Source organism: Micromonospora sonneratiae (assembly GCF_042679305.1).
GTDB lineage: Bacteria > Actinomycetota > Actinomycetes > Mycobacteriales > Micromonosporaceae > Micromonospora_H > Micromonospora_H sonneratiae.
Map to the genome: position 1 here is coordinate 63,328 of NZ_JBHTMP010000027.1, position 13,974 is coordinate 77,301.

A 13,974-nucleotide genomic window follows, 5' to 3' on the forward strand; every position below is an offset into this window, starting at 1 on the left:
CGGCAGGCCGGGTGGTCGAGCCTGATGGCGCACCATGACGGGTCGGCGCTCTACGTGCCGGAACAGGCACCGGCACTCGGTGAGACGGTGTCGGTCTTCGTTCGGGTGCCGGCGGCGGTACCGGTGCGCCGGATGTTCGTCCGGACCACACCGGACGGAGAGCCGAGGTTCGCCCCGGCACAGGTGGACCGACGCGTTGGTGGCGAGGTCTGGTGGCGGGCCGAGGTCGAGGTCCGCAACCCGGTCAGCAACTACCGGTTCCTGCTCGACCAGCCGGACGGCAACCGCTGGCTGACCGCGCTCGGTGTGGTCGCCCACGACGTGCCGGACAGCACCGACTTCAAACTGGTGGCCTACGAGCCACCGCCGGGTTGGGCCGCCGACGCGGTGATCTACCAGATCTTCCCGGACCGGTTCGCCCGATCGGCCGCAGCCGTCGACCGTCAGCCGCCGGACTGGGCCATCCCGTGCGACTGGGAACGTACGCCGGTGATCGGTCGCGGGCCGGAGACCCCGTACCAGTTCTATGGCGGTGACCTGGACGGCATCACCGAGCGGCTGGACCACCTGGACCGGTTGGGCGTCAACACCGTCTACCTGACCCCGGTCTTCCCGGCCCGGTCCAACCACCGGTACGACGCGGCCAGCTTCGACCGGATCGACCCGCTGCTCGGTGGGGACGCCGCGTTCGCCCGGCTGGCGGACGCGGTGCACGACCGGGGCTGGCGGCTGCTCGGCGACATCACCAGCAACCACACCGGTGACGGACACGAGTGGTTCGCCGCCGCGTCGTCCGATGTGGACGCAATCGAGCGTGAGTTGTACTACTTCGACCCGGTGACCGGGGACTACGAGTCGTGGAACGGGATCAAGTCGCTGCCCAAGCTCAACTGGGGCAGCGCCGAACTGCGACGCCGGTTCCTGGACGGTCCCGACTCGGTGCTGGCGCGCTGGCTGCTGCCACCGTACGGACTGGACGGCTGGCGGGTGGACGTGGCCAACATGACGGGCCGGCGGGGCGTCGACGCGTACACCCACGAGGTGGCGGCGCTGTTGCGGGCGGCGGTGGCCGGCACCCGCGCCGACGGGCTGATCGTCGCCGAGCACGGGCACGACTACACCCGTGACCTGGACGCCGACGGCTGGCACGGGACGATGAACTACCCCGGCTTCACCGATCCGGTGTGGAGTTGGCTGGTCGGCGACGGGGTGGAACTGCCCAACTTCCTGGGCGTGCCGGGTGGCGTACGACGTCGCGACGGTGCCGCCGTGCTGGCCGCCATCCGCGGGTTCAGCTCGCTGGTGTCCTGGCGGTCGTACACCCACTCGTGGCAGCTACTCGGTTCGCACGACTCGGCCCGGGTCCGTAGCGTCGTCGGGGATGCCGACCGGCAGGAGGTGGCCGCCGGGCTGCTCTGCACCATGCCCGGCACCCCGATGATCTTCGCTGGGGACGAGTTGGGGCTGACCGGCACCAACGGCGAGGGGTCGCGTACGCCGATGCCCTGGCACGCGCCGGAGAGCTGGGACACCGATACCTTCGCCCGCTACCAGCGACTGATCGCGCTGCGGCGGGCCGAGCCGGCGCTGCGGCACGGCGGGCTGCGCTGGGCGTACGTCGACGCGGACACCCTGGTCTTCCTCCGTGAGGCGGCGGTCGGGTCGGTGCTGGTGCTGGCCCGGCGGGCGGCGGGGCTGCCGGTGACGTTGTCCGGGCTGCCGGCGGCGTCGGCGCAGAACGTGTACGGCGGTGCGGCCGACCTGCGTACGGATGGTTCGGGTGCGGTGACCCTGCCCGGTGACGGCCCGACCTTCCAGGTGTGGCGACTCGGCGAGTGAGTGCGGTGTACCGGCGGATGGCGTGCGTCAGCCTGTGACGTGCGTCAGCCCGTGAGGCATGGCGGCCTGTGGCGTGCGTCCGCCTGTGACGTGCGTCCGCCCGTGAGGCGTGGCGGCCTGTGACGTGCGTCCGCCCGTGAGGCGTGGCGGCGGGACCGGTCAGGAGCGGACCGGTCCCGCCGCCGACGACAGCAGTGCCCGGACCCCTGCCAGGTAGGTCTCCTTGTCCGGGCCGGCAGCGAGGATGCGTTGCAGGACATAGCCGGGGATCATCCCGAAGAGGGCGGCCCCGACCGCCTCCGGGTCGGCGTCGGCAGGTAGCTCGCCGGCCGCCTGGGCCCGCTGGGCGAGCACCGCGAACCGGCCCCGGAAACCGCCGTACATCCGGCCGACGAATTGGGCCAGTGCGGGGTCGCGGAGCGACTCGGCCCAGACCTGGATGGCGATGCGGAGCACCCCGTCCGGGCCGGACTGGGCGTCGACGAAGGTGAGGGCCCGGTCCATCGCCTCGACCAACGGTAGTGGGGGCTCGTGCGTGGTCAGGTCGTCGAAGACCTGTTCCGCGCTGCCGATGACCGCCTCGGCGATCGCGGCGATCAGGTCGTTCTTGCTCTTGAAGTAGCGGTAGACGGCGCCGACCGAGAGACCCGCCTCGCTGATCACGTCCTGCATCGACGTGACATGGAAGCCGTTACGCAGGAAGCAGCGCTGTGCCGCGTCGAGGATCTGACGGCGGCGGGCGGCGAGGTGTTCGTCGGAGACGCGTGGCACGCCCCACAGCCTAAAACGAACGCTCGTTCCTTGACGCGGTGTCGAGCCGGGAGGACGCTGGGCACATAAAGAGAACGAGCATTCGTTTTATTGGGGAGTGAAGATGATCCAGCGACTAGCCCGGGTCCGGTCGCCGCTGACTCTGGCGCTCCTGGTGGCCGCCGCCGTGGTGTTTGTGCAGGCGCTGCTCGTACCCCTGTTCGCCGGGCCGGCGGTCAACCAGGCCCCACGGGACCTGCCGGTGGTCGTCGCTGGACCGCCGCAGGCCACCGCCGGGCTGACGCAGCAGTTGGCGGCAAGGCAGCCGGGCGCCTTCGAGATCCGGACCGTGCCCGACGCGGCATCAGCCGAGCAGGCACTACGCGACCGCGAGGCGTACGCCGCCTTCGTCGTCGGGGCCGACGGCCTGACGCTGTACACCGCCTCGGCCGCCAGCCCGACCGTGGCTGCCCTGCTCACCCAGGCCATGACCGAGTCGCCCACCGGAACGCCGGTACGGGTGGTCGACGTGGTGCCCGGTGACCCGGACGACCCACGGGGGGCTGGCTTCGGGTCCGGCTTCCTGCCCCTCGCACTGACCAGCGTGCTGGTCGGGGTGGCGCTGACGTTGCTGAACCTTGGTCGGGCCGCCCGGCTGACCGGGCTGCTGGCCTACGGCGTCCTGGCCGGACTCGCCGGTGCTGCCGTACTGCACGGCTGGCTCGGCGTGCTGTCCGGGTCGTACCTGCTCAACGCCGCCGCGCTCGGGCTGTTCACGCTCGCGGTGTCGGCGACCGTGGGCGGGCTCGGTACGGCACTCGGCCCGGCCGGCCTCGGTGTGGGAGCCCTGCTGGTGTTCCTGGTTGGCAACGCGCTCTCCGGGGTCGCCTCGGCGCCGGAGATGCTGCCCCAGCCGTGGGGAACCCTCGGTCAGTGGCTGCCGATCGGGGCGGGCGGCACACTGCTCCGCTCGACGGCGTTCTTCGATGGTGCCGGAGCCGTCGCCCCCGCCCTCATCCTGGCCGGTTACGCGGTCGTCGGCCTGCTCCTCACGCTGGTTAGGAAGGACCGTTCGTCATCGGATCCCGCCGTGAAAGGGGCCCTTCCTAACTGAAATGCAGGGCGTTCGGCCCTAGCGGAGCGCACATCTACTACGATGCGTCGTTGACGTGACGATAGGGGAGGATGCTCTGCATGGAAGCTCTGCGACTTGTACTGCTCTACGTGCACCTGATCGGCTTTGCGTTGCTGCTGGGCGGCACGATTGCTCAATTCGTCGCCGGCCGGCTACGGATCAACAGTGCGATGCTCTGGGGTGCGGTCATCCAGGTGCTCTCCGGCATCGGGTTGGCCGCACCGCTACGCGACGGGAACGAGCCCTCGCCGGCGAAGCTGGCCACCAAGTTGGTGCTGGCGCTGGCGATCTTCGTGATGGTGTTCTTCTCGCGTAAGCGCGAGACGGTCAACCGGGGACATTTCCTGGCCATCGCCGGGTTGACCCTGGTCGCTGCGGCCGTGGCGGTTTTCTGGCGATAAATCACCGGGCTGGTAAATGTGGGAGAAGTCCGACTTCCCGCAGTAAGTGACGTTTCTCCGGCCGGATAGTGACCTCCGGCACGCGAAGAGTTACGTGTGGGTAACAGGCATTCAACAGTCGTGCACGATTGTCGGCCGGCGGGTGGGCGTGGGCGTACGCTCCCGTCCGTAATGTGGGATGCCGGTGGGCGTGCGCAGACCGGTATTGGGCTGCCACCGCGACGTGGGCGGTGTGCAATGGGAAGGAGACCGTCTTGCGCTCTGCGCGTGGGATGCGGGTCGTCTCGGTATTCGCGGTGGGCGGGCTCGCGCTGAGCATCGCCGCCTGTGGCGAGGCTCCGAAGGATGACAACGGCGGCGGCGACACCGCAGCCAAGAAGTACACCGCCTGCATGGTGACCGACGTCGGTGGCATCGACGACAAGTCGTTCAACACCTCGGCCTGGCAGGGCCTGAAGGCCGCCGAGGCCCAGGACAAGAACATCGAGGCCAAGTACGTCGCGTCCAAGGCCGAGGCCGACTACGAGCCGAACCTGACCCAGTACGTCAACCAGAAGTGCGACTTCATCCTGGCCGTCGGTGGCCTGATGGGCACCGCCACCTCGAAGATCGCCAAGGCGAACCCGAACCAGCAGTTCGGTCTCGTGGACGCGAAGGTCCCCGAGAGCAACGTCTTCCCGATGGAGTTCGACACCGCGCAGGCGGCCTTCCTGGCCGGCTACCTCGCGGCCGGCATGACGAAGACCGGCAAGGTCGGCACCTACGGTGGCATGAAGATCCCGCCGGTGACCATCTTCATGGATGGTTTCTCCGACGGCATCGACCACTACAACAAGACCAAGGGCAAGAACGTCCAGCTGCTCGGCTGGAACAAGGCCACCCAGAACGGTGCCTTCTCCGGCTTCGAGAAGCAGGACGAGGGTAAGAAGCAGAGCGACACGCTGGTTGCCCAGGGCGCCGACATCGTCATGCCGGTCGCCGGTGGCGCCGGTCTCGGCACCACCGCCGCCGCGCAGGCCTCCAACGGCAAGTACTCGGCCATCTGGGTGGACGTCGACGGCTGCCAGAGCACGCCGAACTGCCCGGCCCTGCTGACCACCGTGGCCAAGAACATCTCGGACGCGGTGCGCGACGCCGTGCTCAAGGCGGCCAAGGGCGAGAAGCTCACCGCCGACCAGGGCACCATCGGCACGCTGGCCAACAACGGCGTCTCGATCGCCCCGTACCACGACTTCGACAGCAAGGTCCCGGCCGAGCTGAAGGCCGAGATCGACAAGATCAAGGCCGACATCATCGCCGGCACGATCACCGTCACCTCCCAGGCCCAGCCGAAGAAGTGATTCCCGGCCGGTTGACCCCGTGACATTTCGGGGCCAACCGGCTGATCAGGCAACACACCGGTACGACAGTCCGGCCGTCCCGTTCTCCCTGGTGACTTTCTTGGGAGCCGGGACGGCCGACCCGTACCACCCTCTTCCCATCCGGCCCGGTCTGATGGTCTGATGGTCCGCTCGGCTGGCAGCTAGGCTGCACCATCGCCCGTACTCCAGGAGGTTGCGCTGAGACTCGAACTGCGCGGCATCACCAAACGGTTCGGTGACCTGGTCGCCAACGACCACATCGACCTGACGGTTGAGCCTGGAGAGATTCACGCCCTGCTCGGTGAGAACGGCGCGGGCAAGTCGACCTTGATGAACGTGCTGTACGGCCTGCTCCAGCCCGACGAGGGCGAGATCCTGGTCGACGGACAGCCGCTGCGGATCAAGGGACCGAGCGACGCCATCGCCGCCGGGATCGGGATGGTGCACCAGCACTTCATGCTGGTGCCGGTGCTGACCGTGGCGGAGAACGTCATGCTCGGCGCGGAGCAGGTGCGTGGCGGGTTCCTGGGCGTCCTCGACCGGCGGCGGGCCCGTCGCGACGTGGCCGAGGTCTCCGCCCGCTACAACCTGAAGGTCGACCCGGATGCGGTGATCGAGGACCTGCCGGTCGGCGTCCAGCAGCGGGTCGAGATCGTCAAGGCGCTGACCCGGGACGTCGACCTGCTCATCCTGGACGAGCCGACCGCCGTACTGACGCCGCAGGAGACCGAGGAACTCCTCGCGGTCATGCGGTCGCTCAAGGAGTCCGGCAAGTCGATCGTGTTCATCACGCACAAGCTCAAGGAAGTCAAGGCGATCGCCGACCGGATCACGGTGATCCGGCGGGGTCGTACGGTGGGCACCGCCAGCCCGCAGGCCAGCGAGGACGAGTTGGCCGCGCTGATGGTCGGCCGTACGGTGCAGTTGCTGGTGGAGAAGGAACCGGCTCAGCCCGGTGAGCCGGTCCTGGCGGTCGAGGGACTCGTCGTCGACGACGACCGGAGCTACCGGGCGGTCGACGGGGTCGACCTCACCGTGCACGCCGGCGAGGTGCTCGGCATCGCCGGGGTGCAGGGGAACGGCCAGACCGAGCTGATCGAGGCGATCATGGGTCTGCGCCCGGTGCTGGCTGGCTCGGTGACCCTGGCCGGGCAACGGATCGACGGCTGGTCGACCAAGAAGGTGTTGCGGGCCGGCGTGGGCTACGTGCCCGAGGACCGCAGCGTCGACGGGGTGGTCAAGGAGTTCAGCGTCGCGGAGAACCTGGTGCTGGACATCTACGACCAGCCGCCGTTCGCCGCCGGTCTCGCCCTCAAGCCCGATGCCATCGCTGGTTCGGCCAGGGAGCGGATCGCCCAGTTCGACATCCGCACCTCCTCCGCCGACTCACCGGTCAGCACCCTTTCCGGTGGCAACCAGCAGAAGGTGATCGTGGCGCGGGAGCTGTCCCGCCCGCTCAAGCTCTTCGTGGCCGCTCAGCCCACCCGGGGCGTCGACGTCGGCTCGATCGAGTTCATCCACAAGCAGATCATCCGTGAGCGGGACATCGGCACCGCAGTGCTGCTGGTCTCCAGCGAGTTGGACGAGGTGATCGGTCTGGCCGACCGGATCGCGGTCATGTACCGGGGACGGATCCTCGGCATCGTCGGACCGGACACCCCACGTGAGGAGATCGGCCTGATGATGGCCGGGATCACCGCCCAGCCCGCCACCCCGACCACCGGCGACCCTGGCAGCAGCGAGGAAACGTCATGAGCAACGTCAACCCCGAAGCCGACTCCCCGTCGCCGGACAAGGACCCGGCCACCGAGTCGGTACGAGCCGACCAGGCGGTCGCGGGTGCCGAGGACGCCGTCGCGAAGCGGGGCGGGAAGTCGACCGAGCCGGGCGGGAAGTCGGCCGAGCCGGGCGGGAAGCCAGCTGAACCGGCTGACGGGGCGTCCTTCGCCCAGCATTTCCTGAGCAGCCTGTGGGCGGCGAACACCTTCACCGTCACCGTGCTGGCGTTGGTGCTGGCGATCGCGATCGGTGGCGTACTGATCATCATCTCCGACCCGGACGTGCTGGCCACCTACGGCTATATCACCGCGCGGCCGTCGGACGCGCTCAGCTCCAGCTGGGCCGTGGTCAGCGACGCCTATGCCAACCTGTTCAAGGGTGCGGTGTTCGACCCAGAGGCGGTCAGCGGCTGGCTCAACGGGACGAACGACTGGAAGCCGGTCTTCGCGCCGATCTCCGAGACGCTCACCTACACCACGCCGCTGGTCTTCACCGGCCTGTCGGTGGCGTTGGCCTTCCGTGGCGGCCTGTTCAACATCGGTGCCCAGGGCCAGGCGATCATCGGTGTGATCCTCGGCGCGCTGGCCGGCTTCCTGCTGCCGCTGCCGCCCGTGGTGCACCTGATCGTCGCGCTGCTGGCCGGCGCGGCCGGCGGTGCCCTCTGGGGGTTCATCCCCGGCATCCTGAAGGCCCGCACCGGGGCCCACGAGGTGATCAACACGATCATGCTCAACTACGTGGGCATCTACTTCCTGGCCTGGATCATCCTGCAGAACGGGGTGAAGGAGCCCACCCGTACCGACGCGATCAGCCGGTCGGTGGACTCGTCCGCGCAGTTGCCCCGCCTGCTCGGCGAGGACCTGCGGGTGCACTCCGGAATCGTGCTGGCGGTCCTGGCCACCGGGTTCGTCGCCTGGCTGCTCAACCGGTCGACCTTCGGCTTCGAGTTGCGGGCGGTGGGTGCGAACCCGGATGCGGCCCGTACCGCTGGCATCAGCGTCGCCCGGACGTACACCCTGATCATGGTGGTGGCCGGCGCGCTGGCCGGTCTCGGCGGTGCCAACATGGTGCTCGGCAGTACGGCCAGCGCGCTCACGCCGCTGGTGGTCGCCGAGATCGGGTTCAACGGGATTCTGGTGGCGCTGCTCGGACGGGTCAAGCCGTGGGGTGTCGCGTTGGCCGCGTTGCTCTTCGGTGCGTTGCAGGCCGGCGGTAACCGGATGCAGTCGTACGCGGGTGTCTCGCTCGAACTGGTCACCGTGCTCCAGGCACTGATCGTCATCTTCATCGCCGCCCCCGCCCTGGTGAAGGCGATCTTCCGGCTCCGCGCCGCGCGGGCCGCCCGGTTGCAGACGAGCCTGGCGAAGGGTTGGTGAACGACATGTCCACCATGGCTGTCGAGGATGTCGCGGTCACCCAGGTAAACCAGGGGTACTGGACCAGGGGCCGTAAGACGGGCGTCGTGCTGGCGGCGCTCGGGGTGCTGGCAGCGGTGTTGTTCGGGACGCTGGCCACCAGCCAGCAGGCGCGTTTCGTCTTCAGCGAGGATGCGTCCGGCGCCGCCGTGGAGATCGGCGGTACGGTCGGCGCGATCATCTTCGGGTTGGTCGCGACGGCCGTCGGTGTGGCCCTGCTGGTCGGCCTTCCGGAGCGCTGGTTCGGTCCGCTGGTGGCCGTCGGGGTCTTCGGGTTCGTGCTCTCCTTCCTCTGCTGGCAGGTGTCGACCGCTCCGGCCGGGCAGAACTTCATGCCGATGGTCAACATCGTCCGGGGCACCTTCATCCTGGCGCTGCCGCTGATCTTCGGGGCGCTCGCCGGGGTGCTCTGCGAACGTTCCGGCATCGTCAACGTGGCCATCGAGGGCCAGTTGCTGATGGGGGCCTTCTCCGGTGCGCTCTTCGGCACACTCAGCGGGAACGTCTGGGTGGGTCTGGTCGCCGCCGCCGTCGGTGGTGCCTTCATCTCGCTGCTGCTGGCGGTCTTCAGCATCCGCTACCTGGTCGACCAGGTGGTCATGGGCATCGTGCTGAACCTGTTCGCGGTGGGCGTGACCGGCTTCCTCTACGAGCGGTTGATGCAGACCGACACCGCCAAGTACAACCAGCCGCCCCGGTTCAGCAACTGGGAGATCCCGCTGCTGTCGGACATCCCGGTGCTCGGTCCAGCGCTGTTCCGGAGCAACATTTTCCTCTACCTGGCGCTGATCCTGGTGTTCGTCATCCACGTCGCGCTGTTCCGTACCCGGTGGGGTCTGCGTACCCGGTCGGTGGGCGAGCACCCCACCGCCGCGGACACCCTCGGTGTGAAGGTGCTCCGGCTGCGCTACCGCAACGTGCTGCTGGCCGGAGTGGTCGCCGGTATCGGTGGTGCGTCCTACACCCTGGCGCTGTTCACGTTCACCAAGAACATGATCGGTGGCAAGGGGTTCATCGCCCTCGCTGCGATGATCTTCGGGCGGTGGAGCCCCACCGGTGCGTTGCTGGCCGCGCTCTTCTTCGGGTTCGCCGACCAGCTCGGCACCTACCTGGGCGCGATCGACAGCGTCATTCCCAGCCAGTTCCTCGCGATGCTGCCGTACCTGGCGACGATCCTGGCGGTGGCCGGACTCGTCGGCAAGGTGCGGGCACCGGCGGCGGACGGCAAGCCCTACATCAAGGGCTGATGGAAGGCGGGGGCGACGGGTGTCTCGCCGATGACATTCGAGGGCTCTGGCTCCGGTTCGGGGCGGTGACCAGGGCCGGGGTGCTGCGCCTGCCCGACCAGACGGAACGCTGCCTGAAGGTGGGACACGGCAGTGTTGAGGTGGTGGAGCAGTTCTGTCTCCGTTCGGTTGCTGCCAGCGACGTCGCCGGGGCCGAGGGTGACAGGATTGGTCTGCGACGATTGTCTGTGGTCGGTGGAAACGGGTAGGGACATGGGCTGGTCCAGTGCCTGAAGTATCTCGAGTTCGCGGGCTTGGGCGTCCGGCCCTGGTCCGGCCCCCATCTCCGTCATCAGCAGATCAGCGTAGGTTCGGTACGCAGCCAACGCCTCCGACTGCCGACCACTGTGCATGAGCGCGTCGGTCAGCAGCATCATGTAGCTTTCGCGTAGCGGGTGGAGCCGGGTCAGTGAGCGTAGCTCCGCGATGGCTTCATCGTGTCGACCAGTTTGGATCTCAAGTTGGATCAGCTGTTCGGTCGCACGCATTCGCATCTCATCCAGGCGGTTCGCGTATGCGCGTAGTTCGACCGGCTCCAGGCCGTCCAGGGCAGGTCCCGACCAGAGGTTGAGCGCGCGGCGCAGGGTCTCCTTGGCCGCCTCGGGCCTGTTGCCCGCAACCAGCTCGGTGGCGACCGCGACCTCTCCTTCGAAGCGCCTCGCGTCGACTGTGTACGGATTGGCGTTGAGACGGTAGCCAAGCCCCCAGCGGGTGATCGAGATGTCGTCGGGGGTACGGGCGAGTCGGCGGCGCAGCAGCGAGACGCAGTTCTGGACCTGCTCCCGTGCGGTCATCGGTGGGGAGGACTCCCAGATGGCGTCGATCAGCCGGTCGAGGGACACGGTCTTGTTGACGTTCGCGGCGAGCATGGCTGCTATGAGGGTGACCCGGCGGCCACCGCAGCCAGGTGTGTTTTCCAGATGCGGCGTACCCAGGATGCGAAATCGCATGGCCTCCCCCGTCTTCCTGGAGCCTCAGACCGAGATCATCCTGCGGTCTATGTGACTTCGTGTCAAGATCTAGTTACCTAAGGCTAGGTCGCCTGGGTGGCTGGCCGGGGAGAGTGCGATTGAGACCGGCGGCGGTGCCGTCCAGTGGTGCGGCGGGTCCCTCGTCCGCCGCCCCGTTGCTGAGGTGGCCAGGAAGTTATTTCGGCGATGGTCGATTGATGATGGGTCGCCATAACGTTTCGCGTCGAAGCGACATCCCGACGTCCGGTTGGGAAGGAAGGACTGAAGATGCGGAACTCAATCACTCGTAGGGTCGCCCGGCTGGCGCTCGCGCTCGTTGCGGTCACCGGGCTCTCCATGACCGTCACGCCGGCCGCGCCGGCAGCAGCCGCTTGCGGATCGACGGTCTTTGCCAAGTACAACACCCTGAACGGGTCGATAGTCGGCGGCTGGAAGCTGATGCAGAACAGCGCCTGCACCGAGCGGTGGGGACAGATAGTGGTCGACTACGCGCCCGACCCGACCGGCCTGCCGTACGCGGTCATGGTTGAGCGTCAGATCAAGACCCCGTACGGCTACTACACGGACGTGGCCTACACGAAGGTGTCGGGTATCGGTGCTGAGGGCACCTGGAACACGACTCATACGCCGAACAGTTCGGGGGAGAACGACAAGCACCGGATCTGCTGGGGCTGGGGAAACCACAGCGGAAACCCCCCGTCGACCTGGTCCGGCTGTAGCGACTGGTACTTCGGATAGCAGGGGGGAGGGAACGGCCGACAGAGTCCTGTCGGCCGTTCCCTGCTGTCGTGCGGTGACGCGTTCCAATGGACCCGATGTAGAACAGCCGCCGTAATGCGGCAGAATCACGAACATGCAGGTCGACTGGGTACGGCTGCGGGCCGCTGCCACCGAGGCGATGCGCCATGCGTACGCCCCGTACTCGAATTTTCCGGTAGGTGCCGCCGGGCTGGTCGACGACGGCCGGATCGTGGTCGGCTGCAACGTGGAGAACGCGGCGTACGGCGTGGTGCTCTGCGCCGAGTGCGGTGTCGTGTCGGCGCTGCACGCCAGCGGAGGTGGCCGGCTGGTCGCGCTCTCCTGCGTCGGCGCGACGGGTGAGCCGTTGATGCCCTGCGGCCGGTGCCGGCAACTGCTCTGGGAGCACGGTGGCCCGGACTGTCTGGTCGAGGCGGAGCCGGCGCCGCTGCGGATGACCGAGTTGCTGCCGCACGCCTTCGGTCTGGCGGACCTTGAGGCGATCGTGGCCAACCAACCGGTGCCCACGGTGCCGGAGCGGCTGGCCGCCTGGCGGGGGCGGGGCACGGTCTTCGTGCACCCCGACGTGACGGCTGGACAGCAGGTGTGGACCGCCTACTGGGAGCGGTCCGGCGGTGACGGCGGTGCCGAGCCGGGGGTCCTGGAGGAGGGACCGAACTGGGGCGACGCTGACGAGGCCGTGGAATGGGGGCTCGCCCGTACGCCCCGGGTGGTGGTCGTGGACGCCGACGGGACGATGTTCTGGGCCGGTGAGGGCGAGCCGCCCACGGAGATCCCGGACCGCTGGCCTAGTTGAGCCCTGGTGTTGGGAAGGGCCCCTTGCTATCGCTTCGGTAGAGGTTGCGGCCCTTCCTGACCCCCGAACGCTGTGGACGGCTCGGCACACGCGGGCCAGGAAAGGACGAACGTGAGTGGGTTCGCTGCGGTTGACGTGATCCGGGCCAAGCGCGACGGGGGCGTGCTCTCCGACGCGCAGATCGACTGGGTGGTCGACGCGTACACCCGGGGACAGGTCGCCGACGAGCAGATGTCGGCGTTGGCCATGGCGATCCTGTTGCGGGGCATGACCGGTCCGGAGATTGCCCGGTGGACCGCTGCGATGATCGCCAGTGGAGAGCGGCTGGACCTGTCCAGGGTGGCCCGACCGACCGTCGACAAGCACTCGACCGGTGGTGTCGGTGACAAGATCACTCTCCCGCTCACGCCGCTCGTGGCCGCCTGCGGTGCCGCCGTACCGCAGCTGTCCGGGCGCGGTCTCGGGCACACCGGCGGCACGCTGGACAAGCTCGAGTCGATTCCCGGCTGGCGGGCCCGGCTGACCAACGACGAGTTCATCGGGCAACTGCACGACATCGGCGCGGTGATCTGCGCCGCCGGTGAGGGGCTGGCCCCCGCCGACCGAAAGCTGTACGCCCTGCGTGACGTCACCGGCACCGTCGAGGCGATCCCGTTGATCGCCAGCTCGATCATGAGCAAGAAGATCGCCGAGGGTACGGGTGCGCTGGTACTGGACGTGAAGGTCGGCTCCGGTGCCTTCATGGCAGCGGTCGACGACGCCCGGGAACTCGCCCGCACCATGGTCGAACTCGGTACGGCCCACGGGGTGCGTACCGTCGCCCTGCTCACCGACATGTCGACCCCGCTCGGTCTCACCGTGGGCAACGCGGTGGAGGTGGCCGAGTCGGTCGAGGTGCTGGCCGGTGGCGGCCCGGCCGACGTGGTGGAACTGACCCTGGCCCTGGCCCGGGAGATGCTGGTCGTGGCCGGTCTGCCCGACGTCGACCCGGCAGCGGCGCTGCGTGACGGGCGCGCGATGGACTCCTGGCGGGCGATGATCCGGGCCCAGGGTGGTGACCCGGACGCTCCGTTGCCGACCGCCAACGAGACCGAGGTGGTACGCGCCGACCGCGACGGGTTCGTCGACACCATGGACGCGTACGCGATCGGGATCGCCGCCTGGCGGCTCGGCGCGGGCCGGGCCCGCAAGGAGGACCCGGTCAGCGCGGCGGCGGGTGTGGTGCTGCACAGGAAGCCCGGTGACGCGGTTCGAGCCGGTGAACCGCTGCTCGAACTCCGGGCCGACGACCCGACCCGGATTCCGGCGGCCCGGGCGGACGCCGAGCGGGCGGTGAGCGTCTCCGCCGCGCCGCCACGCCGTACGCCGTTGGTCATCGAACGGATCGCCTGAGCCCATGACGACGCCGGTACGACCAGCAGGGATCATGAAGCGGTGACCGTACCCGCACCCGACCCTCGGGCCGTTCGTGTGGCGAACCTC

12 protein-coding genes are annotated in these 13,974 nt (G+C 68.6%); 10 read left to right on the top strand and 2 right to left on the bottom strand.

Annotated features, from left to right (window positions below; translation table 11 throughout):
* The first annotated feature begins 24 nt into the window (after window positions 1-24).
* Window positions 25-1,839, top strand: a complete 1,815-nt coding sequence (locus tag ACFQ4H_RS18530; protein ID WP_377572238.1) for a glycoside hydrolase family 13 protein — start codon at window positions 25-27, stop codon at window positions 1,837-1,839.
* Window positions 1,840-1,998: 159 nt separating this feature from the next.
* Here the strand turns inward: ACFQ4H_RS18530 and ACFQ4H_RS18535 are convergent, their stop codons facing one another.
* The gene (locus ACFQ4H_RS18535; RefSeq protein ID WP_377572239.1) at window positions 1,999-2,610 is read right to left on the bottom strand and encodes a TetR/AcrR family transcriptional regulator; all 612 of its coding nucleotides are present in this window, start codon (window positions 2,608-2,610) and stop codon (window positions 1,999-2,001) included.
* Between the two features lie 103 nt (window positions 2,611-2,713).
* Here ACFQ4H_RS18535 and ACFQ4H_RS18540 point away from each other — a divergent pair, with 103 nt between their 5' ends.
* The 6 genes from ACFQ4H_RS18540 to ACFQ4H_RS18565 all read left to right on the top strand — a co-directional run bounded on the left by ACFQ4H_RS18540 (window position 2,714) and on the right by ACFQ4H_RS18565 (window position 9,927).
* Window positions 2,714-3,703 carry a hypothetical protein gene (locus tag ACFQ4H_RS18540; protein ID WP_377572240.1) on the top strand — a complete coding sequence of 330 codons (990 nt, stop codon included), beginning with the start codon at window positions 2,714-2,716 and terminating at the stop codon, window positions 3,701-3,703.
* Between the two features lie 80 nt (window positions 3,704-3,783).
* Window positions 3,784-4,125, top strand: a complete 342-nt coding sequence (locus tag ACFQ4H_RS18545) for a hypothetical protein (protein ID WP_377572241.1) — start codon at window positions 3,784-3,786, stop codon at window positions 4,123-4,125.
* A 272-nt stretch (window positions 4,126-4,397) separates the two neighbouring features.
* The gene (locus ACFQ4H_RS18550; RefSeq protein ID WP_377572266.1) at window positions 4,398-5,465 is read left to right on the top strand and encodes a BMP family lipoprotein; all 1,068 of its coding nucleotides are present in this window, start codon (window positions 4,398-4,400) and stop codon (window positions 5,463-5,465) included.
* A 279-nt stretch (window positions 5,466-5,744) separates the two neighbouring features.
* Window positions 5,745-7,241 (top strand): ABC transporter ATP-binding protein, encoded by a 1,497-nt coding sequence (locus ACFQ4H_RS18555; RefSeq protein ID WP_377572267.1) that lies wholly within the window; start codon window positions 5,745-5,747, stop codon window positions 7,239-7,241.
* Entirely contained in the window at window positions 7,238-8,641 is a 1,404-nt protein-coding gene (locus ACFQ4H_RS18560; RefSeq protein WP_377572242.1) for an ABC transporter permease, read from the top strand. Before ACFQ4H_RS18555 ends, ACFQ4H_RS18560 begins: the two co-directional genes overlap by 4 nt.
* Window positions 8,642-8,646: 5 nt before the next feature.
* A complete protein-coding gene (locus ACFQ4H_RS18565; protein WP_377572243.1) occupies window positions 8,647-9,927 on the top strand; it encodes an ABC transporter permease in 1,281 nt (426 codons plus the stop codon).
* Here ACFQ4H_RS18565 and ACFQ4H_RS18570 read toward each other — a convergent pair.
* Window positions 9,912-10,916 carry an AfsR/SARP family transcriptional regulator gene (locus tag ACFQ4H_RS18570; protein ID WP_377572244.1) on the bottom strand — a complete coding sequence of 335 codons (1,005 nt, stop codon included), beginning with the start codon at window positions 10,914-10,916 and terminating at the stop codon, window positions 9,912-9,914. The genes ACFQ4H_RS18565 and ACFQ4H_RS18570 overlap by 16 nt on opposite strands.
* 288 nt (window positions 10,917-11,204) lie before the next feature.
* Between ACFQ4H_RS18570 and ACFQ4H_RS18575 the strand changes: the two genes are divergently transcribed.
* The 3 genes from ACFQ4H_RS18575 (at window position 11,205) to ACFQ4H_RS18585 (ending at window position 13,884) form a co-directional block, all read left to right on the top strand.
* The gene (locus ACFQ4H_RS18575) at window positions 11,205-11,675 is read left to right on the top strand and encodes a hypothetical protein (protein ID WP_377572245.1); all 471 of its coding nucleotides are present in this window, start codon (window positions 11,205-11,207) and stop codon (window positions 11,673-11,675) included.
* Window positions 11,676-11,790: 115 nt separating this feature from the next.
* Window positions 11,791-12,492: a cytidine deaminase gene (locus ACFQ4H_RS18580; protein ID WP_377572246.1), complete on the top strand. Its 702-nt coding sequence runs from the start codon at window positions 11,791-11,793 to the stop codon at window positions 12,490-12,492.
* 111 nt (window positions 12,493-12,603) lie between these two features.
* The gene (locus ACFQ4H_RS18585) at window positions 12,604-13,884 is read left to right on the top strand and encodes a thymidine phosphorylase (RefSeq protein WP_377572247.1); all 1,281 of its coding nucleotides are present in this window, start codon (window positions 12,604-12,606) and stop codon (window positions 13,882-13,884) included.
* Window positions 13,885-13,974 lie beyond the last annotated feature (90 nt).

What these genes read in the sequence shown, in the direction of transcription:
- ACFQ4H_RS18530 (WP_377572238.1), top strand. Translation starts at nt 25, where the DNA reads ATGGCGCACCATGACGGGTCGGCGCTCTACGTGCCGGAACAGGCACCG.
- ACFQ4H_RS18540 (WP_377572240.1), top strand. Translation starts at nt 2,714, where the DNA reads ATGATCCAGCGACTAGCCCGGGTCCGGTCGCCGCTGACTCTGGCGCTC.
- ACFQ4H_RS18545 (WP_377572241.1), top strand. Translation starts at nt 3,784, where the DNA reads ATGGAAGCTCTGCGACTTGTACTGCTCTACGTGCACCTGATCGGCTTT.
- ACFQ4H_RS18550 (WP_377572266.1), top strand. Translation starts at nt 4,398, where the DNA reads ATGCGGGTCGTCTCGGTATTCGCGGTGGGCGGGCTCGCGCTGAGCATC.
- ACFQ4H_RS18560 (WP_377572242.1), top strand. Translation starts at nt 7,238, where the DNA reads ATGAGCAACGTCAACCCCGAAGCCGACTCCCCGTCGCCGGACAAGGAC.
- ACFQ4H_RS18565 (WP_377572243.1), top strand. Translation starts at nt 8,647, where the DNA reads ATGTCCACCATGGCTGTCGAGGATGTCGCGGTCACCCAGGTAAACCAG.
- ACFQ4H_RS18570 (WP_377572244.1), bottom strand. Translation starts at nt 10,916, where the DNA reads ATGCGATTTCGCATCCTGGGTACGCCGCATCTGGAAAACACACCTGGC.
- ACFQ4H_RS18575 (WP_377572245.1), top strand. Translation starts at nt 11,205, where the DNA reads ATGCGGAACTCAATCACTCGTAGGGTCGCCCGGCTGGCGCTCGCGCTC.
- ACFQ4H_RS18580 (WP_377572246.1), top strand. Translation starts at nt 11,791, where the DNA reads ATGCAGGTCGACTGGGTACGGCTGCGGGCCGCTGCCACCGAGGCGATG.